The 26,091-nt window shown below is 38.7% G+C and carries 18 protein-coding genes; 11 read left to right on the forward strand and 7 right to left on the reverse strand.

Features of this window, described 5'->3' with window-relative positions; translation table 11 throughout:
- Window positions 1-100 precede the first annotated feature (100 nt).
- A complete protein-coding gene (gene nagZ, locus OSH00_RS17455) occupies window positions 101-1,120 on the forward strand; it encodes a beta-N-acetylhexosaminidase (RefSeq protein ID WP_266131482.1) in 1,020 nt (339 codons plus the stop codon).
- Between the two features lie 243 nt (window positions 1,121-1,363).
- Complete coding sequence (locus tag OSH00_RS17460; RefSeq protein ID WP_266131483.1) at window positions 1,364-2,206, forward strand: class I SAM-dependent methyltransferase; 843 nt, start codon at window positions 1,364-1,366, stop codon at window positions 2,204-2,206.
- A gap of 202 nt (window positions 2,207-2,408) precedes the next feature.
- Here OSH00_RS17460 and OSH00_RS17465 read toward each other — a convergent pair whose 3' ends face one another.
- On the reverse strand, window positions 2,409-3,752 hold the full coding sequence (locus tag OSH00_RS17465; protein ID WP_266131484.1) for an alpha/beta fold hydrolase: 1,344 nt from the start codon (window positions 3,750-3,752) through the stop codon (window positions 2,409-2,411).
- Window positions 3,753-4,056: 304 nt separating this feature from the next.
- Between OSH00_RS17465 and OSH00_RS17470 the strand changes: the two genes are divergently transcribed.
- The 3 genes from OSH00_RS17470 to pta all read left to right on the forward strand — a co-directional run bounded on the left by OSH00_RS17470 (window position 4,057) and on the right by pta (window position 9,554).
- Window positions 4,057-5,322 carry a glutamate-5-semialdehyde dehydrogenase gene (locus OSH00_RS17470; RefSeq protein WP_266131485.1) on the forward strand — a complete coding sequence of 422 codons (1,266 nt, stop codon included), beginning with the start codon at window positions 4,057-4,059 and terminating at the stop codon, window positions 5,320-5,322.
- A 600-nt stretch (window positions 5,323-5,922) separates the two neighbouring features.
- On the forward strand, window positions 5,923-7,140 hold the full coding sequence (locus tag OSH00_RS17475; RefSeq protein WP_266131486.1) for an acetate/propionate family kinase: 1,218 nt from the start codon (window positions 5,923-5,925) through the stop codon (window positions 7,138-7,140).
- A 272-nt stretch (window positions 7,141-7,412) separates the two neighbouring features.
- Entirely contained in the window at window positions 7,413-9,554 is a 2,142-nt protein-coding gene (pta, locus tag OSH00_RS17480) for a phosphate acetyltransferase (protein WP_266131487.1), read from the forward strand.
- A gap of 120 nt (window positions 9,555-9,674) precedes the next feature.
- Here pta and OSH00_RS17485 read toward each other — a convergent pair whose 3' ends face one another.
- Together OSH00_RS17485 and OSH00_RS17490 are read right to left on the reverse strand one after the other, a co-directional pair.
- The gene (locus tag OSH00_RS17485) at window positions 9,675-11,864 is read right to left on the reverse strand and encodes a TonB-dependent receptor (protein WP_196076503.1); all 2,190 of its coding nucleotides are present in this window, start codon (window positions 11,862-11,864) and stop codon (window positions 9,675-9,677) included.
- 285 nt (window positions 11,865-12,149) lie between these two features.
- Window positions 12,150-12,776, reverse strand: a complete 627-nt coding sequence (locus tag OSH00_RS17490) for a class I SAM-dependent methyltransferase (protein WP_266131520.1) — start codon at window positions 12,774-12,776, stop codon at window positions 12,150-12,152.
- A 169-nt stretch (window positions 12,777-12,945) separates the two neighbouring features.
- Between OSH00_RS17490 and OSH00_RS17495 the strand changes: the two genes are divergently transcribed.
- From OSH00_RS17495 to OSH00_RS17510, 4 genes are all read left to right on the forward strand, one after another.
- Window positions 12,946-14,469 carry a fumarate hydratase gene (locus OSH00_RS17495; RefSeq protein WP_266131488.1) on the forward strand — a complete coding sequence of 508 codons (1,524 nt, stop codon included), beginning with the start codon at window positions 12,946-12,948 and terminating at the stop codon, window positions 14,467-14,469.
- 82 nt (window positions 14,470-14,551) lie between these two features.
- Complete coding sequence (locus OSH00_RS17500; protein WP_266131489.1) at window positions 14,552-15,100, forward strand: hypothetical protein; 549 nt, start codon at window positions 14,552-14,554, stop codon at window positions 15,098-15,100.
- Between the two features lie 10 nt (window positions 15,101-15,110).
- The gene (locus tag OSH00_RS17505) at window positions 15,111-15,644 is read left to right on the forward strand and encodes a DUF2059 domain-containing protein (RefSeq protein WP_266131490.1); all 534 of its coding nucleotides are present in this window, start codon (window positions 15,111-15,113) and stop codon (window positions 15,642-15,644) included.
- Window positions 15,645-15,716: 72 nt separating this feature from the next.
- Window positions 15,717-16,250 (forward strand): DUF2059 domain-containing protein, encoded by a 534-nt coding sequence (locus tag OSH00_RS17510; RefSeq protein WP_266131491.1) that lies wholly within the window; start codon window positions 15,717-15,719, stop codon window positions 16,248-16,250.
- A 57-nt stretch (window positions 16,251-16,307) separates the two neighbouring features.
- Here OSH00_RS17510 and OSH00_RS17515 read toward each other — a convergent pair whose 3' ends face one another.
- From OSH00_RS17515 to tig, 4 genes are all read right to left on the reverse strand, one after another.
- Window positions 16,308-17,057: a DUF2846 domain-containing protein gene (locus OSH00_RS17515; protein WP_266131492.1), complete on the reverse strand. Its 750-nt coding sequence runs from the start codon at window positions 17,055-17,057 to the stop codon at window positions 16,308-16,310.
- Window positions 17,058-17,224: 167 nt separating this feature from the next.
- Window positions 17,225-18,535, reverse strand: a complete 1,311-nt coding sequence (clpX, locus tag OSH00_RS17520) for an ATP-dependent Clp protease ATP-binding subunit ClpX (protein ID WP_266131493.1) — start codon at window positions 18,533-18,535, stop codon at window positions 17,225-17,227.
- Window positions 18,536-18,571: 36 nt separating this feature from the next.
- Window positions 18,572-19,183 (reverse strand): ATP-dependent Clp endopeptidase proteolytic subunit ClpP, encoded by a 612-nt coding sequence (gene clpP / locus OSH00_RS17525; RefSeq protein ID WP_196076510.1) that lies wholly within the window; start codon window positions 19,181-19,183, stop codon window positions 18,572-18,574.
- A 189-nt stretch (window positions 19,184-19,372) separates the two neighbouring features.
- Window positions 19,373-20,704, reverse strand: a complete 1,332-nt coding sequence (gene tig / locus OSH00_RS17530; RefSeq protein ID WP_266131494.1) for a trigger factor — start codon at window positions 20,702-20,704, stop codon at window positions 19,373-19,375.
- Window positions 20,705-21,135: 431 nt separating this feature from the next.
- On the opposite strand from tig, the gene OSH00_RS17535 reads away from it, so the two are divergent.
- Both OSH00_RS17535 and OSH00_RS17540 read left to right on the forward strand, forming a co-directional pair.
- Entirely contained in the window at window positions 21,136-23,361 is a 2,226-nt protein-coding gene (locus OSH00_RS17535) for a TonB-dependent receptor (RefSeq protein WP_266131495.1), read from the forward strand.
- A gap of 374 nt (window positions 23,362-23,735) precedes the next feature.
- Window positions 23,736-26,033: a TonB-dependent receptor gene (locus OSH00_RS17540; RefSeq protein WP_266131496.1), complete on the forward strand. Its 2,298-nt coding sequence runs from the start codon at window positions 23,736-23,738 to the stop codon at window positions 26,031-26,033.
- Window positions 26,034-26,091 lie beyond the last annotated feature (58 nt).

Below are 26,091 nucleotides of genomic sequence, written 5' to 3' on the forward strand. Positions count from 1 at the left end.
TTGTGTAGTTTTATCATAATCTGTACTGAGTAAATGTAGCAAATCATTGCAGAAATCGGGTATTGTTTCCAAGTTTATATAAATACAACCGTGGATTCCTATGATCGGCGCATTGATGCTTGATATTGCAGGCACAGAACTTACTCAAGAAGATATTGAACTATTACAGGCTCCGCAAGTCGGTGGCATGATTTTATTTTCAAGGAATATACAATCTCCTGCTCAAGTCCGTGCCCTCACTGACCACATGCGTAAAATTCGTCCAGACATCTTGATTGCTGTCGATCAGGAAGGCGGTCGTGTACAACGCTTAAAAAATGGTTTTACTTTACTTCCAGCAATGGGGCATTTTGGTCAACTTTACTTAAGCCAACCTGAAAAAGCCATAGCATTGGCTGAGCAATGTGGCTGGCTGATGGCGATAGAAGTGCTTGCTGTCGGAATTGACTTTAGTTTCGCCCCAGTCTTGGATATCAATGACATCAGTGATGTGATCGGTGATCGTGCTTTTGCAGAAAATGTGCAAGATATTGTTCCGTTGGCAAGTGCATTTATGAAAGGAATGCAGCGTGCTGGTATGGCAACCACAGGCAAACACTTTCCCGGGCATGGTTCAGTCAAAGCAGATTCACATGTGGCTGCTGCAATTGATCAACGAGATTACCAAGAGATTTTTGACAACGACATGCAGAGTTTTATCCAACTTCAGGGACAATTGGATGCACTCATGCCAGCTCATGTGATTTATGAAAAAGTTGATCCAAACCCAGCTGGCTTCTCTGCATATTGGATTCAAAAAGTATTACGTCAAACCTTAAAATTTGACGGTGTACTATTTTCCGATGACTTGAGTATGCAAGCTGCCTGTGTGGCAGGAGGTGCAGATGCCCGTATTCGTGCCGCCCTCGAAGCCGGTTGTGATATGGGACTCGTTTGTAACAATCGTGAATCCGCATGTATTGCTTTGGCAGGTATTGAAAATTTACCGTTCCCGAACCAAATACGTTTATCACGTATGCGTGGCAAAATTCCCAATCTCACCATCGGTGAATCTTTTGATTTAGGTGATGAATGGAAAACTGTCAAAAAAGTCATTGAAGAATTTAGAAATTCTCTTTAAAAAGATAGATAGGACTTCCCTGCAATGCACAACATGTTGTAGGGAGAGCAACTTAGGCTTGTTCAACTTGCTTTGTGCCCTTGAAGACAACACCATGAATGCTGTGTAAATATTTTTCACTATTCAGGTTGCTTAAAAGGTACGCTATTGAATCATGAAGAGCAAATCAGTGAACCATTAAATTCAGTATTTGTGTTTCCATATTTGATGACCCAATTAAAAAAACAATAGTTAAGGAAAACTATGTCAGACCAACAACTTTCTAAGCATCGGCATATTTCATTTACCGCACATTATACAGGTTATATCTGGTATCAAATGGGTATTTCCCACCCTTTGCTTGCTACATCTAAAGGCAAAAGACTGGCGATGATTGCTCATCCCATCGAAAGTTGGGGCGAAAGATTTGTTGGTGGCAGTATGCGGACCACTTTAACACAACGTCACACCATCTTGGACGATCGTTTACATCAATTGATTGCACAATTCCCTGATTTACAAGTACTTGAAATCGCTGCAGGGTTGTCACCGCGTGGATGGTGGTTTAGACAACAATACGCTCAAATCGATTATCGTGAATTAGATTTGCCTGAGATGGCGAAAACCAAACAAGCTGCACTAAAACTAATAGATCCGAATAGCCCTGAAGTTTTATCAATCGATTTATTTACCCAAGACTTTCAAAATGCATTCAAAGTCTTTGATCCTCAAAAACCTCTCGTTGTGATCAGTGAAGGTTTAATCAATTACTTCAATAAAAACCTTTTAAAACAGTTGATTCAATCCATAGCAGATTATGGAAAAAATTTTAAAGCTTTACACTATCTCACAGACATATATCCTGAACCTGTCAAAAACAAATTGGCTACGGTCATCTGGAACAGCAGTAAATTACTGAAATTGATGTCTAGAAGCGCCTTTACTTTTCATTTTATCTCTCCCGAACACGTCAGACATTTTATCTCTGGAACTGGGTTTAAAAAAATTGAAGTGATTCAGCCTAGTCTCTATTTCAATCAGAATAGTAAACAAGATCCTGAAGAGCATCTAGGGGATTTAGTCTGGGTCATTGATGCACAATTATAAATGATAGAAATATGAGATAGTGTTAAAGCGTCTAATTATCCATACAAGTTTTTGGACATAAATCACTCATATTCAATGAACTTTATGCTTGTTCTGAACATTCATTTTATTAGTCAGGAGAAATGATATTTTACTATGCGTTTTTCAACAGATTGACAACATAAAAAACCAGTTCAATTTGAACTGGTTTTTTATTGCGACATTAAGCCAGAACTGTATCTTCTATACGACAAGCAGATGTGAGTGTTTGACGGGTAATAAAGCGCAATAAGCGGTCTGCATTTTCAAAACTGCCATGTTTAAATAAGGCACGAACACGATGCTCAGATGTTTCAAAAATCAGACACTCAATTGCAAATTCACCTTCATCATCACTGAGATTCAATGCCAAATCACGAGTATGTTCATTAACAAAGCTCAAATCACGCAAATGATCGAGATTCATTAACAGTCCGAAATAATTCAAATCAACAATCTGAACAGGAATTACTTTATTAGAATGACGATGCGTCAATTGACGTTGGGGATCAAGCACATGAATCCGAGCCTCTCCGCGACGTTCAATAGTATGCATTTGCTCGCGTGTTAAATTGATAATCCCATCCAATCCCTGAATAGACTTACCCTGCAAGTAGGTAGTAAATAAATTCATGGTTTCTTTACGGCGTTGTAATTGTGGTACATGATCCGCATTGGCAATCATGGCAAACTGCATATCTGGACACTGCAAAGCAAAATGAGCATTTTCATGCGGTAATGTGAAACTGTCATACTGACCACAGGCGACAAGCGTATTTACACGTGGAACAGGAACATGACTCAAACGCAGTAAACGATTGCAGTTGATTTCATAACGTTCTTGTTCAGTATTTGAAAACTCTGCCATTTGTTTGAAGAACAACCTTTTCGCTGTAGGTGACATTCGCGTTTTATCGAGTTTGGCATGGTTGACCAAATAAAGAATAACGGCTTGACCAAACTCATCCATCCGTTGCTCTTTCATCAACATTAAAGACTCTTCCAATAACATGCGCCAGCTCTTGCGCGTTTCCTGCATGACTCCCATTAAAATCATCTTTTCAACCAGTTCTGGACGTTGATCAACAAAAAAGGATGCGATCACTGAACCGAGTGAAATACCGACAACTGCAACTTTCTGAATATTCACGATATCTAGCCACTGACCCAACATGCGTGAAAGATCAGGAAGCTCCAATGTACCTGCAGATAAACCGGAATCAATATTGGTTATTTGCTGATTCGCTCCCATAGAGGGTAGATCAATGAGAATGACTGGACCACTTTCAAAGAATTGTTCAACACAATATTTATAGGAGTTAAAGTTTTGAAATGCTCCCCCTACAATCACAATCGGTGTATTGTGAATAGTTCGCGCATCAGCAATCGCCATATACTCAACTTTCCAACCATCAATCCAAGTTGTCCTGGGTTCCTGTTTGAAACTATTTTTATGGTATATGTCGAAAAAACCAAAGCTTGATAAAGATTGGTGTGATTCTGTGTCCATTTGGATAATGGAATTCATATCCTTCCTCCATCCTTGCTTTATTCTTTTAATATGCAAGATTTCGACCCGCATTATTCTTTCAAATTTGTGATACGTATATGTTCTGTATCACATCAATGTCCTTATTGTTTCATTCTTACAGATGTGTGATTTATACGCAATCGCTAAATTGACCGTCTGTCCAGTTTAAATGGCAAAAACATTGCAATATATTTAGTGACTATACGCAGAGTAAATAAGTTTATTTCAATGAAATACTTCCTTGCTTTTGCTTAGACTGCTACTATCAAAGGGAAATTTTTAAACGATCAAATAAACTGCTATGCAAGATTCAATTGAACAGTATATGCAAACTGTAGGAGTTCAAGCTCGTCAAGCCGCTAGTGCTTTGGCAGGTGCGACTACACTTGTAAAAAATAATGCCTTATCTGCGATTTATACTGCCTTGGAAAATAGTGAACCGCAAATCTTGGCTGCTAACCAAATTGACATGACCAAAGGTCGTGACAACCATTTAGATAGCGCTTTACTTGATCGTTTAGAACTCAACCCCACACGCTTCAAAGGCATGTTACAAGGCTTAAAAGATGTCATCGGTCTGGTAGATCCTATTGGTGAAATTACCGATTTGGCCTTCCGTCCAACCGGAATTCAAATCGGTAAAATGCGTGTACCCTTAGGTGTCGTGGGTATGATCTATGAATCACGCCCAAATGTAACTCTTGAAGCTGCATCACTAGCACTAAAATCAGGCAATGCCATCATTCTACGCGGCGGTTCTGAAGCGCTTCACTCGAATCAGGCAATTGCCCAAGCCATCCAGCATGGTTTAAAAGCGGCTGGATTACCTGAAACATGTGTGCAGGTCATCAATACCCCTGATCGTGCAGCAGTTGGTCAGTTGATTACAATGTCTGAATATGTCGATGTGATTGTCCCTCGTGGTGGGAAAGGTTTGATTGAACGTATCAGTAATGAAGCAACAATTCCCGTGATTAAACACTTGGATGGTAACTGTCACGTATTTGTTGAAGCTCAAGCCGACTTACATAAAGCGCTACCGATCGCATTAAATGCCAAAACGCATCGTTATGGTGTGTGTAATGCCATGGAAACTTTATTGGTAGATGAAAACATTGCTGAAGAATTTTTACCTCGTATCGCTGAACTCTATGCGGAGAAACAGGTTGAATTACGGGGATGTATCAAGGTTCAGAAGATCTTAGGCAATATCGTGAAACCGGCAAGCGAAGAAGATTGGTATGAAGAATATCTTGGTCCAATTTTGGCAGTGAAAATTGTGACAGGGATTGAAGAGGCCATTCAGCATATTAATAAATATGGCTCACATCATACGGATGCAATCATTACTGAAAATTTTAGTTTGGCACGCCAATTCTTAACACGAGTCGACTCCAGTTCAGTGATGGTCAATGCTTCTACCCGTTTTGCAGACGGTTTTGAATATGGCTTAGGCGCTGAAATCGGTATTTCAACCGATAAAATTCATGCACGTGGTCCAGTTGGACTTGAAGGTTTAACTTCGCAAAAATGGATTGTATTGGGTGACGGTCAAATTCGTCATTAATCGCATTTTAAAAATTTGCAACCTCAGCATTGTCCTGCAGTGCTGAGTATTACAACTGCTTGCCCCCTATTCGCCACAAAGCTCACTTAACATCAAAACAAGTAGAATACCTTGCATAAACAACATATTATAAACAACACCCTATTTTAAAAAATTGCAGATGATGTTTTTGAGTATCCTATTTCATCAGGTAGTTTACAGAGTAACATTTTCATGAATGATCGAGTTTAAACATTAAAAAAACCATAACTCATCTGATTTTCTCAAGAGTTTGAATCATCAAAAATTATTTAAAACTCAAACAGCTGTACCCTCGGACCGATTGATTGTCATAAATTGATATAAGTTTGTTTACAAGAAACTGCACAACGCAGATAGATTAAAATAAAGATGAATGATAGTTTTTATTAATCAACTGATAAATATTAAATATTAATCAATATCAGGTCGATAGTCCGAAAGTCTAATCACCTAAAGTCTATCTAGGACAAAAAAACTACACATGGTACAACATCACTACTGATCTAATTTGCCCTATAAATAAAGCGTAATCAGATCAATCAGGATGACTTTTTCAAATTACAATTTGGGTATTAAAACGTGTCTACATCAGTATTAGTAATTAACTGCGGATCTTCATCAATCAAATATGCGCTTGTTTCTGAACGTCGTGAAGATCGGATCTTTGGTTTAGCGGAAAACCTTGGCTCTGCTGATGCACGTATTAAGGGGATCACAGCGGGCAATCAGCCACTTGAACTCGCCATCCCGCATGCAGACCATGAAAAAGCTTTAGAAACCATTTTAAGTCGTTTATCACAATACCAACCGAAAGCCATTGGTCATCGTGTTGTCCATGGTGGCACATTGACTAAAGCAGAATTACTCACACCTGAAATTGTAGAAAAAATTCGTGAAGCGACTCCGTTAGCCCCGCTGCATAACCCTGCTCATCTGGTCGGTATTGATGCAACAATGCGTCTATTCCCCGAACTGCCGCAGGTTGCCGTATTCGATACAGCATTCCATCAAACCATGCCTGCCCATGCTTATCGTTATGCATTGCCGAAATTTCTTTATACACAACACAATGTCCGTCGATATGGTTTCCACGGCACTAGCCATGCCTATGTTTCTGAACGCGGCTCTGAACTTGCAGGCAGCTATAAACATGGTGGTTGGTTAACTGCACACTTGGGTAATGGTAGCTCAACTTGCGCAATTTGGAATGGTCAAAGTGTAGATACCTCAATGGGGCTTACGCCTCTTGAAGGCGTAGTGATGGGGACACGTAGTGGTGATGTAGACCCAAGTATTCATAGTTTCCTTGCTTCCAACTTGGGTTGGGATATTTATAAAATTGATAAAATGCTGAATAGCCAATCAGGTCTACTTGGCTTATCTGATCTTTCCAATGATATGCGTACATTGATTGAAGCTTCGGAGCAAGGCAATGAAGATGCTACTTTAGCAATTGAAGTATTCTGTTACCGTTTAGCAAAATCACTCGCGGCACTGAGCTGTGGCTTACCTCGTATAGATGGTTTATTCTTCACGGGTGGGATTGGAGAAAATTCTGCATATATTCGTGAAAAAACAGTGTCGTATTTACCACACTTCGGTTTCAACCTAAGCAAAGAACAGAATGATGGTTTAAAACGTGGCACTGAAGGTCGTATCGACGCAGGAACAGGTCCGCAAATTTGGGTTGTTCCAACAGATGAAGAAGGTCGTATTGCCAAAGAAACTGTACATGTTGTTGAACATGAGGTACAACAGGCTGCAAAAAAGCCTGAATCGGATGTTGCGGCAGTTTAAACTGTCGTGGCGATGATCTGAACAAAGATGATTCGTTGTGAATCATGTCATTCTTAAAACATGATTCACAACAAAGCATAGGACTACACAGCTTAGAGTTTCTGCGATCCTTGAATAAAGGTCATACAAGCATGGATCTGATCACAAAAATTCTTAATGTTTGACTCAAATGTATCGATAAATAAAGAACTTGTGTTAAATAGCGTACTCTGCTTTGTTAGCTTCTCTGTATATACAAATTTCAATCTTTTTTATTTATTAAAGAATAGTCTATGAAAACGATTCTGTTGGTTCCAACTGGGGAAGGTGTCGGACTAACCTCCGCATGCCTAGGTTTAGTCTATGCTTTGGAATGCCAAGGTGTTAAAGCAGGCTTCGTCAAGCCATTTTCACAAGAGTTACAAGCAGAACCAGATCGCACAACAGCTCTGTATCGCCACATTTCAAAACTAGATACTGTTGAACCTATTGCGTATACGAAAATTACCCAACAGTTGAATGATGGTGAAACTGATGAGCTTTTAGAAGAAGCGGTAAGTTTACAGCGTCAAGTGGCTAAATCACATGATATTATTATTGTAGAAGGCTTAGTCCCAACGGCTCGTGATGCTTTTGCCAGTGATCTAAATGCTTCTTTGGCGCAAGCGCTAGATGCAAAAGTTATCTTTGTCAGCAACGCAGACATTAATCGACCAGAATACACAGCTGAAAAAGTCGAAGCACAGTTACGTAACTTCGGAGGTGCTTCATCCACCCGTAATGCGGGTGTATTGTTTATGCGTACCCGCGGCTTACCAGCCGAATCTGCTCAAATTCCTGTGACCATTGATCCTAGTTTACGTTTGATTTCAGACATAGAACAATTCAAAAAAGAAATTCAAAAAACCCATGCTCACATCGGTTCTACAAATTTCCCGATCATCGGTTTGGTGCCTTTCAGTGATACTTTAAGTGTGCCTCGTGTTTCTGATCTTGCAAAACAAATTCAGGCAACATGGATTAATCAAGGTAAAGCCTCTACACGCCGTGTATTACATAGCAGCTTGATCGCTTCAAACATTGAACATGAATTACAAAAATTTGTGGCTGGGGAATTAATTATCAGTGCATCTGATCGTATTGATGTACTGTTGGCAAGTAGTTTAGCGACCAGCAATGGTATTCCGCTTGCAGGATTAGTCCTTACTGAACATCATGAACCTAATCCTTTGGTTTTGGAGTTCTGCCAAACTGCAATCAAAAATGGTTTACCGATTTTACATACGCCACTCAGCACCTTTGAAACAGCCCAACAACTGGCGAATCTAGGCAATGAGATTCCTGTAGACGATACCGAGCGAGCAGATCAAGTCACCCGTTTTGTATCCAGTCATATCGACCAAGACTGGTTACTTCAAATCCTCAATGGGGACTATAAACCCCGTCTATCTCCATCTGCCTTCCGTCATGAATTGGTGCAAAAATCAATTGCAGCCAAAAAACGGATTGTACTTCCCGAAGGCGATGAACCACGTACCATTCAAGCAGCAGTCATCTGCCAGTCTCGTGGAATTGCGCAATGCGTATTGTTAGCAAAACCTGAAGCTGTACTTGATGTAGCCAAAGCTCGCAACATCGAATTACCTGCTGATTTAGAAATTATTGATCCAGATCTGATTCGTGAAAATTATGTTGCTCAAATGGTTGAGCTGCGCAAAGGCAAACTCAATGAATTACAGGCGCGCGAACAACTTCAAGACACTGTAGTATTAGGGACCATGATGTTGGCGCTGGATCAAGTGGATGGCTTGGTATCAGGTGCAGTACACACCACTGCCAATACCGTTCGCCCTGCTTTCCAACTGATCAAAACAGCGCCTGAATACTCTCTAGTGTCCTCAATCTTCTTCATGCTCTTGCCTGATGAAGTGTATGTGTACGGTGACTGTGCGATTAATCCTGATCCTGATGCTGAACAGTTGGCAGAGATTGCGATTCAATCTGCAGATTCAGCAAAAGCCTTTGGTATTGACCCACGTATTGCCATGATTTCTTATTCTACTGGGACTTCAGGTGCTGGTGCAGAAGTTGAAAAAGTAGCCAAAGCAACTGAAATTGCGAAACAACGTCGTCCCGACTTACTGATCGATGGACCATTACAGTATGATGCAGCCTCTGTGGAAAGTGTTGGACGTTCTAAAGCACCAGACTCTCAAGTTGCAGGTCGGGCCAATGTCTTTATTTTCCCTGATCTCAATACAGGCAATACTACGTATAAAGCAGTTCAACGTTCTGCCAATGTGGTGAGTGTTGGTCCAATGTTGCAAGGTTTAAATAAACCTGTAAATGATTTATCTCGTGGTGCATTGGTAGATGATATTGTGTTTACTATTGCATTGACGGCGATTCAGTCAGAACAGCAAGCAGCACAATAAGCTTTTACATAAATAAAAAAACCACTCAGCTGATTTGAGTGGTTTTTTTATTTTGTTGTTCTTATAGTTTATTGATCAACATACCGCATGATTCAAATAAATATGAGTACACAGCAGCACTTAAAAGTAATAATTCACACGGAATAGATAGTTTCTTGGTGTACCAGGCATCGCGTTTGAACGCCAATATTCTTTGTCGGTGAGATTGTTCACCGCAAATGTTGCCCCCCATCTATCATCCTTATAACCCACTGCTGCATCAACACGAGTCCAGTCTGGCATTTTTGTGGTGTTTTCATCAGAGGTATAATAAGACCCCATGTAAGTTGCACCGACTTCTCCATAAAACTTTTCTGTAGGAAGGTAGCGTACAAACAAATTACCCGTATGTTTTGAAACGTTTCTTAAATCATTATCCACCAATTCAGGTTTTAAATCATTTTTAGCGATTTTGGAATCTGTATAACCATAACCACCACGAATATAAAGGTTATTGAGTGCTTGACCAATAAAGCTAAATTCAGCCCCAGTAGATTCATGTTTACCAACAACTACATAAGGTGAATTATTGTCATCAGGGTCCTTACGAGCACGAATATTATTTTTATTGATATTGAATACAGAAAATTGTGTATTTAACTTAGAATCAAGCCATTCGCTTTTTATACCAATTTCATACTGATCAAGATACTGAGGCTCGTAATTGTATGCATTTAGATCATCTGTTGCATTAACAACATTGACGCCCATGTTTCCACCAAAAGGTGAAAAACTACGACTATAAGATGCATATAAGCTTTGTTCAGGTACAGGTTGCCATACAAAGCCTACATTCGGACTAAATGTTTCATCCTGAACAGTTCTTGATTGTCGATAAGAAGTTGAACTCTCTAATTTATTTGTAGTTTTTGCTTCATAATAATCATATCTTCCGCCCAACATTATTTTAAATTGGTCATTAATACTCATTAAATCTTGAAGAAAAAGTGCATAATTCGTCCCTTCATTATAATTATGAGAGGTCATGATATGCCCTGTGCCACGATTACTAAAACGATCCCCAGTCAATGGATTTACAAACCCATAAATCAGTGACCCATCCGAGTTTTTATTAGATAATAACGGCTCTCGTTGTTCATAAGACCAATCTGTACCAACCAAGATATTGTGTTTGATTGCCCCAGTCTTAAATTCTCCTGTTATATCCCAAGTATTGGCAGTAGTTTTATTGGTCGTTTGTTGCCAGTAATAGATTTGATTGATATAGCCTTTGTAACAGCCTTTATTTGTATTCGTTGGCTTCACATCAGCTGTACACATAGATCCTAAATAAAAATGATCAAAATTCTGTTCCGATTCACGATGACTTAAACTCCAATGAAATTTCCAATTTGGTGCAAATTCATATTTAACATCTGTACGCATTGTTTGAAGAACATCTTCTACATAGTCACCGGGTTGAGAAAACCCCATCTTGATTGATGTTCCTAAAGGCAAGTTATCATAGGAAGGTCCACGATCAGGTACGCGTTCTAAATTGTCATATGTAAATTCTGTGGTCCAAATCAGTTTCTCATCATCACTGCGATAGGTCACGCTTGGAGAGATCATTTCTTCTTTCGAACCGATCCCTGAACGAAAACTATTGGTATCTGACTTTTCTCCAACCAAACGTACAGCCCAGTTATCATTAAGTACTTTATTTAGATCAATAGTTCCACCAACATTGCCATAAGACCCAGCGTAAGCACCAATTGAACTTGGTGAGTCAAAATTTGCGTATTTGGTGACCATATTAATCACACCTCCACCACCGCTACGACCGTAGAGTACAGATGCTGGTCCTTTTAAAATCTCAATACGTTCAACATTGGCAGTACTACGACGAATCTGTCCACTTTCACGCACACCATCACGGTAAATATCACCTGAATCAGCACTGAACCCACGCAGCATAATGCCATCACCACGCATGTCATAGCTGGTTGAGACACCTGGTGTTCCCTGTAACATCACGCTTAAATCATTTGCGCCGTACAACTTATATTTGGACACATCAATTGTATCTACAGTTTGTGGGATATCTTTTTTATCTAAACCATTTCGCGTGACATTGGCTTGTTTATAGTCCACATACGTTTTAATGGGGTCACCATCAGCCATTGCTTCAATCGCAATGGTCGGAAGTGTGGCCGTATTGGCTCTTTGCTCTTCCTTGGCAATATCAGAATTAGAAAATACCATAGGAGATACAAACAGGCATCCCGTTGATAGCATCATGAGTGTTAAGCTTTTTTTGACAAAACGCATTCCATTCCCCAAAAATAGTAATGATAATAATTATCATTATAATACAATTTTTCATAAAAATTTACACAAGTATGCCAATCCCTTCACACAATGGTCTATATTGCCTTCGCTCAAAAGTATTTTTTATTGAAAAAATCTAATCACTCTCTTAAATAAAAACTAAATAATTAAAAAAACATCATTAAAATTCAAAAAAATAATTAAAATGCCATATATGGTTCATGAAGTATTATTCACTTGAATAATTTTTTAATTATTTGATTCAATTGATTAAATTAACAACAATTAATTTCGTTGAGCCAACCAAACGGTATGACCTGTACAGTTAGGATCTTCGGCTATCATTATGATCACTTTAAAACCAAAGCGATTAAGCAGTTGGGTATATTGTTCTGAGGACAAACTGGCATGGTATAGAGGTTCTCCGAATAAATCGCCAATCTGCTCCCCATATGCTGGACCACTAGTAAACATTAAAACGGTATCCTGCATTGAAAAATGATCAAATTGCTGAAACATGGCACTTTGATGTTCCGGTGATAAATGGAAAAAGCTGTCCCAAACTAAAATTCCCTGAAACTTTTCAATCAGTTTAACTGTACGCATATCCCCTTGAATCCAATTACATTCTGGAAACAAGTGTTCTGGAAAATTCTGCCGAGCCATCTCCAACATTGCTTTTGAACTATCTACACCCGTAACACGATGCCCTTGCTCAATCATATAAGCCGCTATGGGTTTTGCGGAACCACAACCTAAGTCCAGTATATTGGAGTGTTGTGGAAGTAATGCCAAAAACCGATCCAACCATACTTTTTCATATAGGTACGTCCCTCTTAACCTAACCCATACATGAGCTTTCTTCTCATAAATTTCAATAATATTTTCAGCTAGATGAGTATGGTCTTTCATCATGCAGCAAATCCCATTCAAAGATTTCATTGTCAAATAAGTATAAAGTTTTTAGCTTGAATAAAATCGTAAAACTTTAGCCTAAAAATCCATCAAAGCCACCACAAAACAAGCAATATCACGTATAATTCTGCCCGCTAGCTAACAGCCCGCTCAAGAGATTTTTGATATGACAACTATTATCAAGCAAGATGACTTGATCACATCGGTCAAGGACGCGCTTCAGTTCATTTCGTACTATCATCCACAAGACTTTATCCAAGCGATGAGCCGTGCTTATGATCGTGAAGAGAACAAAGCTGCAAAGGATGCAATCGCACAAATCTTAATTAACTCACGTATGTGTGCAGAAGGTCACCGTCCAATCTGTCAAGATACTGGTATTGTTAACGTATTTGTTGATGTGGGCTTAGACGTTAAATTTGATTTAACCATGAGTTTAGACGATGCAATCAACGAAGGTGTACGTCAAGGTTATTTAGAAAATACCAACGTACTTCGTGCATCCGTCCTGGCAGATCCTGCTTTCGGTCGTAAAAATACTAAAGATAATACCCCTGCTGTGATTCACTATAAGCTTGTTCCGGGTAACAAGGTGGATATCACTGTTGCTGCCAAGGGTGGCGGTTCTGAAAACAAATCTAAACTTGCGATGTTAAACCCATCCGACTCTATCGTCGACTGGGTACTTAAAACTGTTCCAACAATGGGTGCAGGTTGGTGTCCTCCAGGTATGCTGGGTATTGGTATTGGTGGTACTGCTGAAAAAGCCATGATGCTTGCAAAAGAATCGCTCATGGAAGAAATCAATATGGATGAATTACTTCGTCGTGGTCCACAAAACCAGATTGAAGAACTTCGTATTGAAATCTTTGAAAAGGTAAACGCTTTGGGTATCGGTGCACAAGGTCTGGGCGGTTTAACCACAGTGCTTGATATCAAGATCAAGGATTACCCTTGCCATGCGGCAGGTAAACCAGTGGGAATGATTCCAAACTGTGCTGCAACACGTCATGCGCATTTCCAATTAGATGGTTCAGGTGTTGCACATATCCAAGCACCAAAACTTTCAGACTATCCTGAAGTGACGTGGGATTCATCTACCTCTAAACGTGTAGATTTAGACAATATCACTCAAGAAGAAATGAATGCTTGGCAACCGGGTGATACCTTATTGCTCAATGGTACAATCTATACAGGTCGTGATGCTGCACATAAACGCATGGTTGACATGCTCAATAAAGGCGAACAGCTTCCTGTGGATTTAAAAGGCAAATTCATTTACTACGTTGGTCCTGTCGATCCTGTTGGTGATGAAGTGGTTGGTCCAGCAGGCCCAACAACTGCAACACGCATGGATAAATTCACCCGCCAAGTACTCGAAGCAACGGGGCTATTTGGTATGATTGGTAAAGCTGATCGTGGTCCTGCTGCGATTGAAGCCATCAAAGACAATAAAGCCACCTATCTTATGGCTGTAGGTGGTGCTGCCTACCTTGTGTCTAAAGCAATCCGTGAAGCTGAAGTTGTCGCATTTGCTGACTTGGGTATGGAAGCAATTTACAAATTCAAAGTACAAGATATGCCTGTATCTGTTGCTGTGGATGTAAATGGTACTTCTGTTCACGCGACAGCACCAAAAATTTGGCAAGCAAAAATTGGAAAAATTCCAGTGGTTGATGCTGCACAATAATATCCATAAAGCTTAGATTAAGCTTGAGGATTACTTGAAAAGCACTCTATGATTAGGGTGCTTTTTTATTTTGAGCCAGATCATGAACTTTATAAAATATATTATTTTTTCTGTGCTGTTTTCATCTTCGATCTCAATTCAAAGTTTCGCATCAACAACTGAAAGTGAAGCACTTGACCAACTCGCGCAAGGTATCATTAATAATCAAATATGGCGTCTACAATACAATGAAAGCGCAAAAGAGATTTATCAGCATCAAGCAGAAAATCTAATCAAAAATGGCTTAAGTACGATAGAACTCACAGATCAAGAAAAACAACTCATTCCACAAATTGTAGAAATTTATCAGGCAATGCCCGAAAAAATTCTCCGGGATCCACAATTTATCGCCCAAACCAAACGAATTCTTTTAGAATCGTTAAATCCTCAAGAGATTGAAACCTTATATGATAGTACTACGACTCCAAGTCAGCAGTTATACACAAAACTGACAGATGCTGACACGAAAATATTCCTAGAAAGCAATGCTGCGATTTCTAAAGCAGTCAATGATCCTCATTTTATCCAACCATATCGCAATAAAATTGGACAAATTATTCAACAACTGCCTCAGTTAGATGAAAATAAATAAAGGAAAACCCATGAAAATTAAGCAGTTCATTTTTACTTTAAGTTTATGCTGCATCACAGTGTCAAGTTTTGCTTCTCCAGCAACAGATAAAAGCGTCGACAAATTGATGCAACTTTCCAATATTACTGAAATATTCAGACAAAGTACTCGTGATATGCAACCCTATTTTGATGAGCAAGCTGAAGATCTTGTTCGCCAAGTGACTGGGGCTCAGACTCTCAACATTGATCAGCAAAATGCTGCACTGCAAATTAGTGCCCTTTATAGCGATATTCAGCAGAAACTGATTACAGATCCAGAATATCTTGATCTATTCAAATCGCTTTTTAAAAAAACCTTTACTGAAGAAGAAATCCAAGCCAATATTGCGTTTCTCAGTACACCTTTAGGGCAATCAATTAATCAGAAGATGAACCTATTAATGACTGAAGTCATGCAAGAAACCACTCAATTTTCACAGAGACAAATGCTCAAAGCAGAAAATCAACAAGTGATTAAGGATAAAATGGAAGCCATTTTAAAACCGATACTGCAAGCTCAATAGAGCTTTATATGGTTTTTTCAGTGTGGGTCCCCCCTTGTCGTATAAATAACAACGTTATCCTATAGGTATATTATGAAATTATTACAACATTTAGTGCTTCTTGGTTCATGTATATCCGCCAATTTTGCTTTTGCAGCACAAGCATCAGATCAGCAAGTACAGCAATTGCTAAAAGTGATGAATATTGATCAACTTTTACAAGAAACCATGCAGCAGATTCGTCCTCAATTAGACCAGCAGGCATATCAGATCATTCAAATGACCGTAAAAAAGGAACAATTGAGTCCACAAGAACAAATCGTTGCCAATGAACTGGCAGATAAAATGTATGCCCAAAGTCAAAAAACGGTATCTTGGGAACAGATCAAACCGCTTTATCTAAAAATTTATAAAGACGTTTTCAATGCTGATGAAGTACAAGCACAAATCGACTTTTATTCGAGTGCTATAGGTCAGTCCATACTGAAAAAATCGCCTCAGGTTGCTCAAGAAACTATGAAGATTATGAATGCTCAACTCAGCAAAACGCTTCAAAATACAGAACAGGATTTTAAAGACATCAATAAAAAACTCGCTGAGTTAAAAAAAGCAGCGAATACACCGTAAGCTTTAAAAAAGAGAGCTAAGCTCTCTTTTTTACATCTGAATGTTTATTAAAAAAGCTTACCAAGTCGTTGGATTCCAAAGCTTAAAAGGTTGTCCTAAATGCACATCATCACTTACCTTATATGGTGCACCTTTAATTTTCTCTTGCGGTTTAATTACTCGCCCATCCGCTGTTACTTCAGCAACAAAATTCAATCCAGGCGTTTTAAGTTGCGTCATGGCAATTTCTTTTAAACCCTGTCGTGTTGGCATTTGCATCAATGGTCCAACTCGTAATAGCCCGGCCTCACCGTTTGGTCCACCACGGAATTTCTCTTCCTCGTATTTAACAAAATATTGCCCGCCTGCCTCTACAGAAAAATAGGCAACTTTAGGCTTCTGAAAATGAAAAACTGTTAAGGGTCGACTTAGACTTAATTTATAATCACCTTCAGCAAGCTCAATCCAATAGTAGTGATTGCTGATTAAACTTGGAATGCGTTTACCATTTAAAAAGAAATTGGTGGGAATGATTTCCTGCCTATTCCAGCGACTATCTGGGCGATAGAAATAAATCACAGCAGCTTGAGGATTCTGTGGTTTCACCAAATGAAAGTATTGACCTGGTTTTTGATTTACCCAAGAGCCAACGGAAAAAGATTTCACTTTATATTGATCAAGCTTTTCATGAACCAATGATTGTTCTTTTTTAAAATCAATAGGATCTAAAGTTGAAACAACTTTGGTTGATTGCTGTTCAACAGATTGATGACTTTGACAAGCTGCTAATCCACAACTCATCAAAACGAATAAACCGATGTAACGCATGATTTTCCCTCACCGCGTATTTTTTATTTTCATTCTTAATAAACAATATTCTGCACAGTGAGCTTAACATTACAATGACAATTTAAAAATAAAAAAACGTGTAAATAGTCAAACTACTTACACGTTTCAGATAAGATGCAAAAGTGATGTTGAATAAAATCCAACATTTAAGCCGATTTACTGTCCAAAACCTTTAGATCTACTTTTTCAACTTCATTGCTTTCTTGCTTGGGCTGTCTTTCAGGTTTGAACTGAGGTACAGCTTTGTCATTGATCACAGCTTCGTTGATAATGACTGTACCAATATCAGAGCGACTTGGTAAATCATACATCGTCTCAAGTAGAACGTTTTCTAAAATAGAACGTAGACCACGCGCACCTGTATTGCGCTCTAAAGCCTTTTTCGCAATTGCACGTAATGCAGAGTCTTCAAATAAAAGATCGACATTTTCCATTTCAAACAAATATTGATATTGGCGTGTTAATGCATTTTTTGGCTCAGTCAGAATCTGCATTAATGCTTCTTCATCAAGCTCTTCCAAGGTTGCAATCACAGGTAAACGACCAATAAATTCTGGAATTAGACCAAATTTCACTAAGTCGGCTGCTTCAACTTGACGGAATAATTCAGAGACTTTTTTAGTATCATCCTTATTCTTCACATCTGCATTAAAGCCGATTCCACCTTTCTCTTGACGTTGCTGCACCACTTTCTCAAGACCAGAGAATGCACCACCACAGATAAACAAGATATTTGCAGTATCCACTTGAATAAATTCTTGCTGTGGATGTTTACGCCCACCTTGAGGTGGAATAGATGCAACTGTACCCTCAATCATTTTCAACAATGCTTGTTGTACACCTTCACCAGAGACATCACGTGTGATTGATGGGTTTTCAGATTTACGGGTAATCTTGTCAATTTCGTCAATATAGATAATGCCTTTTTGGGCTTTCTCTACATCGTAATCGGCTTTTTGCAACAGTTTTTGAATAATGTTTTCAACATCTTCACCAACATAACCTGCTTCAGTCAATGTTGTTGCATCAGCCATTGCAAAAGGTACATCGAGTAGACGCGCCAGCGTTTGTGCAAGTAATGTTTTACCCGAACCTGTTGGTCCAATCAGCAAGATATTACTTTTTGCAATTTCAACTGCATCTTTAGGCTTATGACCCGTTTGAGAAACTTTCAAACGTTTGTAATGGTTATATACCGCAACTGAAAGCGTTTTCTTGGCAGTATCTTGACCAATTACATATTGATCTAAAGCCGCACGAATTTCATGTGGCTTCGGCAATGGACGTGATGCCCAATCGCCAGTTTCCACTTGTTGACTCGTTTGCACTAAGTCTAGACATACATCCACACATTCATTACAAATATATGCGTCCTCGCCTGCAATCAGCTTACCGACTTCAGACTGCGTTTTACCGCAAAATGAACAATGCTTTTGTCCTTGAGGAAGATCGGACATTTTCACTCCAAATTCTTAAATCGTATCTATAAATGCTTAGTTCTGTGGTCGTTTACTTAATACCTGATCCACTAAACCATATTCTTTTGCTTGCTGAGCGGTCATGAAATTATCACGATCTGTATCTTTAGCAACAGTTTCGTAATCCTGACCACTATGTTCAGCCATTAAACGGTTTAAACGTTCTTTGATGAATAGAATTTCACGCGCATGGATTTCAATATCCGATGCCTGACCACGGAAACCACCTAATGGTTGGTGAATCATCACACGAGCATTTTCCAGGCAATAACGTTTACCCTTCGCACCTGCATTCAATAAGAATGCACCCATTGATGCAGCCTGCCCCATACAATATGTCACAACATCAGGTTTGATAAATTGCATGGTATCGTAAATTGCCATACCTGCAGTCACAGATCCACCCGGTGAATTGATATATAAATGGATATCTTTGTCTGGATTTTCAGCTTCTAGAAACAACATTTGCGCAACGATAAGGTTCGCCATGTTATCTTCAACTTCACCCGTTAAGAAAATCACACGCTCACGTAAAAGACGTGAAAAAATATCGAAAGAACGCTCACCGCGTGAAGATTGTTCTACGACTACTGGCACTAAAGCGCTTTCAATTGATGGAACATACATACGTTATTTATTCCTGAATTTTTGTTACGTCACTCATGTTCACAATATGAGGGATAATTGCTGAAAATGCAAAATATTCCCAACTAAATATCCGATATTTTTTGCATAAGTATTGTGAACAGATTGACTAAGCCAATGTTTAAACTCATAAAAAAAGGCGCCAAAGCGCCTTTTTCAACATCAAACAGCTTAGCCTTGTTGACGTGCTTGTTGCTCTTTTAACAAATCTTGATAGCTTACAGCTTCATCAGTCACTTTAGCGCTAGCCAAGATGTGATCAACCACTTGATCTTCTAACACAACGCCTTCGATTTGAGCACGTTGTTGCTTGTCATTTTTGAAATATTCAATCACTTCTGTTGGATCTTCGTAAGAAGATGCCATATCTTCAATATAAGCATCAACACGTGCTTGATCTACTTCCAGTTTAGCATCAGCCAATACTTTACTCACTAGTACGCCAAGCTTCACTGCTTTCTCAGCTTGCTCTTTGAACAACTCATCTGGAAGCATGCTGCTGTCAAATGCTTTTGCACCTTGAGCACCAAACTGCTGAGTAAATTGTTGAATCATTTGCTGACGTTGACGGTCAATTTCTTGAGCCAACATAGACTCAGGAACTTCAACTTCGTTTGCTGCAACAAGTGCATCAAAAGTTGCACCTTTCACTTGGTTACGCAAACCATTTTTCACTTCACGTTCCATGTTTTTGCGAACATCAGCTTTTAATTTTTCAACGCCTTCCTCTTCAGTTAAACCAAAGATTTTTAAGAATTCAGCATCTATTTCAGGAAGTTTTTGTTTTTCAACAAGTTTAACTGTGATTTTGAATTGAGCAGCTTTACCAGCCAAGTTTTCAGCTTGATAGTCTTCAGGGAAAGTAACATCAATGACTTTCTCTTCGCCTTTCTTCATACCAACGATACCGTCTTCGAAGCCAGGGATCATACGACCAGAACCTAAAACAAGTTTAAAGTCTTCAGCAGCACCGCCTTCAAACTTTTCACCATCTACAGTTCCTTCAAAGTCGAAAGTCACTTGCATGTCTTTCTTCGCCATGCCTTTGGTTTCAGTCCACTCAGCACGCTGCTTTTGAAGGTTCTCAAGCATTACATCAACATCTTTGTCTGTCACTTCAGATGATTTACGCGATACTTCAAGACCATCAAATTTAACTTCAACTTCAGGATAAACCTCAACAGTTGCTTGATAAACTAATGCATCATCTTTATTTTCAACTTTGTCAATGTTTGGCATACCAACAGCATTGATTTTTTCTTGTTGAATCGCTTCGAATACTGTGTCACGAATAATATCATTAACAACTTCTTGATAAATACCCGCGCCGTATTCACGACGTACAACATTTACTGGCACTTTACCTTGACGGAAGCCGTTAATCTTCACAGTTTTAGCAGTGCGTTTCAAGCGAGCTTCAAACTGCTCGTTAATACGGCTCGTCGGTACAGATACATTTAAACGACGGGCAACGCCCGAAACCGCTTCAGAAGTTACTTGCATGGCTTCCTCGATAGAATTTAATAATTACAGTTTTTAAAAAAGTGCCACATTATATGACAACATTTAAATATATACAAAACACCTGTGTAAATCATTTTATTTTGATGATTGTTATTGCCTTTATGCTCACATTTCAAACAATAAATAGTAAATCAATCGATTTCTTACAATCGATTATATTTTGATAATTTTAGCTAAATCTAAAGTCTTATTCACAATAGGTTCATTTTTTTACATTTTAAAATATCAAAAAATTTTAATTAAATTTATTTTTTTCATGCAATTAGTTTGAAATTAGCGGTAAAACTAATTTATTTTTACTTAAAAACTCTTTAACTTCATCGACAAATACAATAACAAATAGATGCATGAAAAAATAAGAATCATTATTATTCGCATACAAATTTACACTACTCTTTGTGAGTTAAAGTATGTCATTTATCAAATCACGCAAAAAAATTGTTTCTACAGCAATTGCTTCATCACTGTCTGTTATTGCTACGTCAGCCATCGCTCAGGACGAAATTGCAAAACTGCCAACAATTAAAGCGCAAGCAACTGCAGAACAAAGTTTAAAAGTAGATGAATCTGCCAATCAAAAATTTGTGGCTCCTTTATTAGATACCCCTAAATCTATATCCGTTATTTCAAAAAAACTCATCGAAGATACACAAGTCACCACACTTGCCGATGCACTTCGCACAGTTCCCGGGATTACTCTTGGTGCAGGTGAAGGCGGTAACCCAAATGGTGACCGTCCATTTATCCGCGGATATAATTCCGAAAGTTCGATGTATGTAGACGGGGTTCGTAATTCAACTTCACAAAACCGTGAAATGTTTGCCGTAGAGCAAGTTGAAGTAACTAAAGGTTCTGCATCATCATTGGGAGGTGCTGGCTCTGTCGGTGGTAGTGTCAACATGATTTCTAAAGTTGCTAAAAAAGGCGACTACCTAGAAGGTTCAGTTGCAGGTGGTACAGATAATTACCAACGTATTACCCTCGACGGTAATAAAGATTTTGGTAATGGTATTGCTGCACGTGTTGCTGTGATGGGACATCACAACGAAAAAGCTGGGCAAGATGATGGTGCAGAATATAAACGTGCGGGTATTGCACCCAGTATTACTTTTGGTTTAGACACACCAACTCGTGCAACTTTAAGTTATTATTATTTAAAATCAGATGATACACCTGATTCAGGTGTGCCATATAATTATGATGCTTCCAAGAAAGCAACATTTGGAAAACCTGTAGATGTCAAACAAGGCATTTACTATGGATTACATGATCGTGATTTCCAAAAACAAGAAAATCAAATTGGTACGATTAAATTAGAACATGATTTAAACGAAAATTTAACGATTACCAATACTGCTGTATATAACAAATCAACCAATGATTATCTTTGGACTCAACCCGATGATTCAAAAGGTAATGTATTAAATGACAAAGTTTGGCGTCGTATCAATTCACGTATTACTGATACAAATATTTTCACAGATCAGTTGGCATTGACGGGTAAGTTTAATACTGGAGAAATTAAGCATAAATTTAATGTTGGTGCTGAGTATAGTGATCAAAAATCTGACAAAGGCAACTACACAATCACCTATCCTGGTTATACTGGTACTACGACTGGTGGTTTTAACAGCGATTGCAAAATCAATGATGCATGGTGTACGTCTTTAACCAATCCAAATTCAAAAGAAGAATGGTTAGGCTCAGCTAATGCAAATCGAAAAACGACGACAACTACAACAAAAGTGACCTCGGTTTATCTACTCGATAATATTGAGTTTAATCCACAGTGGTTACTCGATTTAGGTGTTCGTTGGGACAAATTTGATACTGAACAAGTTACAAATGCTACAGGTCTAAAGCTTGAAAACAATAAAGACTTTTTCACTTATCAAGCTGGATTAACATTTAAACCGATGAAAAATGGTTCACTTTATGCCAGCTATGCAACATCTGCTAACCCAGTTGGTGTAGATGGTGGTGATGGTTCCGAAGCAATTGGTCAAGCTTATATGGACTTAAAACCAGAAGAAGCGCGCACCTATGAGCTTGGGACAAAATGGGATTTCCTCGATGAACGCTTGAACTTGACTGTAGCAGTATTCCGTACTGAAAAACAAAATACCCGTATTCAATTAGATGCAGGCACCTATACCAATGGTGGTGAAAGTAAAGTTGATGGTGTTGAGTTTACTGCAACAGGTAAACTCACGGACAAATGGGACATAACTGCTGGATATTCTTATCTAGATAGCGAAATGACAAATCCTGGACCATCATGTACTCGTGCAGGTGTTTGTACCTTGCCTAACCCAGCTAAAGGCAAACAACTTCCAAACGTTCCTAAAAACAGCGCAACACTTTGGACAACATACCAGGTACTTCCGCAGTTGACTCTTGGTGCAGGCGCTTTAGCGATGGACAAAGTTTATGGCGATGCTGCAAATACCAAGTTTGTTCCAGGCTATGTTCGTTATGATGCAATGGCACGCTACAATGTTAACAAAAATGTAGATTTGCAATTAAATCTAAATAACCTTTCAGATCAACGCTATTTTACTAAAGCTTATGCGTCACACTATGCAACAGAAGCTGAAGGTCGTAACGCAGTATTATCGATCAACTTTAAATATTAAAATTTGACTTATCTTAAAGAGAATGGCTTCTATTTTATAAATAAAGCCATCCTCTTTATCTATCATCTAGCCATCAGCCCCCATTATTAAAATATATTAAAATAAAGCGCTATTACTCCCCAACATATGCAAAAAAAAATATAAATTTCATAAATATGCTAACCACCGCCAACTTTAATCATAGTTTTATTTAATTAAACTTAAAAATTTAAACAGTTTTTCCGTATAAATAGATCATTTCAGCTATTGTTAATGATAATAATTATCAATAAAATTCGCATTATTACATTCCTTAACAAATTCTCCATTATTGCAACACAAAGGTTGCTGTGCAGTATTGGATAAATTCAACATGATCTGCGATGGATGCAAAAATGGCTCAAAAATATGCTGTAAAAAACAAAAAAGTGAAAACAGTTGCACTAGCAATTGCTTTACCGAATTTAGCGTTTGCTGCAACTGAAGAAACAGTTACTCAACTGCCCACAATTCAAGCGCGTGCAGAACAAAATGCATCTTATTTGGCAGCTAAAACCTCTTCGACCAAGCGCACAGAAACTCTTCTAGACACAGCTAAAAGCGTTCAAGTGATCACTGAAAAAGCACTAAAAGATCAAGGCTTGCTTTCACTTCAGCAAGCACTTGCAACTACACCAGGGATCAGCTTTGGTGCGGGTGAAGGTGGTGGTGGTTATGGAGATAAAATCAATTTGCGTGGTTATGATGCAACCTATAACACTACAGTTGATGGTTTACGCGACGCAGCGTTGACCAACCGTTCAGATTTATTCAACTATGAAGCTGTTGAAGTCATTAAAGGCGCTAACTCTGTTGAAAACGGTGTAGGACAAATCAGTGGTGGCGTGAATTTAGTTTCTAAAACACCAAAAAAACGCGACAGCAATGAAGTAACTTTAGGTTTTGGTTCCGACAGTTACAAACGCTTCACTGGTGACTTCAATAAAGTGGTTGATGATGATTTAGCATTCCGCTTAAATGTCATGGGACATCAAAATACTTATGCAGGTCGTGAGGAGGAAATGAAACGTTGGGGGATTGCACCATCGCTTACTTTTGGAATCAGTGACACAACTAAGGCAACATTATCGTATCTTTATCAAAAAGATGAAAACGATCCACAGTACGGTGTGCCTTATTATAATGGCAAACCAGTGAAAGGGATTTCAGATAAAAACAACTATGGTTATAGCAACTTAGATCAACAAAATATTGAGAACCAGGTTGTTACACTAAAATTAGAGAGTGAAATCAGTTCCAACGCAAAACTCAACTCCATCACCCGTTATAGTGATATTCAACAAAAAGCAACTGTTTCTGCACCACAAGGTACATTTTGTTTGGCTGATGGTAAAGCACCAACTGCTTTCACAAATAACAATTTAACAGGGTTTATAAACTGCGCAACCGCAGGGCAATATGTTGTTTCTGGTCCACGTGGATATTATCGTGATACTCACAACAAGCAGTTTGCCAATGATACAAATATCAATGTGCAGTTTAAAACCGGATTAATTGATCATACCCTTGTTGCTGGAGTCGGTATGAGTCGTGAAGATTATGAAATCACGACTGCAGGTTATATCTACAATACGAATGGTACAGTGCCCACCAAGCCAAATATGGATGTATATAACCCAGATCATTATTGGAGAGGCGCAACTAAATTTACAAAAACAGGGGTTGCCGAAGGCTATTTAAATGTTTACTCAGCTTATCTATTTGACACTTTAAAGTTTGGTGAACAGTGGTTACTTAACCTTGGTGTACGTAATGATTACACCGATGGTCAATATCGTTCAGATACGATTTCAACAACCAATGCTGCTGTAACACGTGGTCAAAATTACAAACAGTCTGACAATTTAATTTCGTATAATACAGGTTTGACATTTAAACCAACACCTGCAACCAGTCTTTACTTGTCTTATGCCAATGCGCAAAAGCCTGTTCAAAATACCGCAAGTGGTGGCTGCGCTCAGACCATTACCAATAATGTAATCACAGCAAACACTTGTAATACTGATCCTGAAAATGCTGTTGCTTATGAAATAGGAGCCAAGTGGCAAGCGAACCCTAACTTCTTATTGTCTGCGGCAGTCTTCCGTAATGAACAAGATAAGGTACGGGTTAGAAGTGATATAGCTGGTCAACCAGATGCCAAACTCGATGGTAAGAACTATGTCCAAGGTGTTGAGCTTGGTTTAGCAGGTGAAATTACACCGAAATGGAACATCACAGCCAGTGCAGCTTATATGGAGGGAGAATATGATCAGACTAAAGTCAATGGTTCACCCAATATTGATTTCCAAAAAGGAGATAAGTTAGTCAATGTACCTAAAGTTTCTGGTAGCTTATGGACAACTTATCAGTTGAATGATCAATGGCAAGCAGGTTATGGCTTAACTTATCAAGGTGAAATGTATTTAAGTACACATTCTGCTGCAACAAACGATCGTGTACCACAGGTCAAATCTGAAGATTATTTAATTCATAATGCCTCTGTAACCTACAGCTACAACAGAGATTTAAGTTTTCAATTATTGGGTCAAAACTTAAGTGACGAGAAGTACTATACCCATATCCGTAACAATGGTTGGGCAATGCCAGGTGAAGGTCGCAAAGGCGTGTTTAACGTTAACTATAAATTCTAAGATTTAGACAAACTATGTTAAAATTCAGCGTTCAGCTTATTGGACGCTGTTTCTTTTT

The sequence above is a fragment of the Acinetobacter nematophilus genome, assembly GCF_026344175.1.
Lineage (GTDB): Bacteria > Pseudomonadota > Gammaproteobacteria > Pseudomonadales > Moraxellaceae > Acinetobacter > Acinetobacter nematophilus.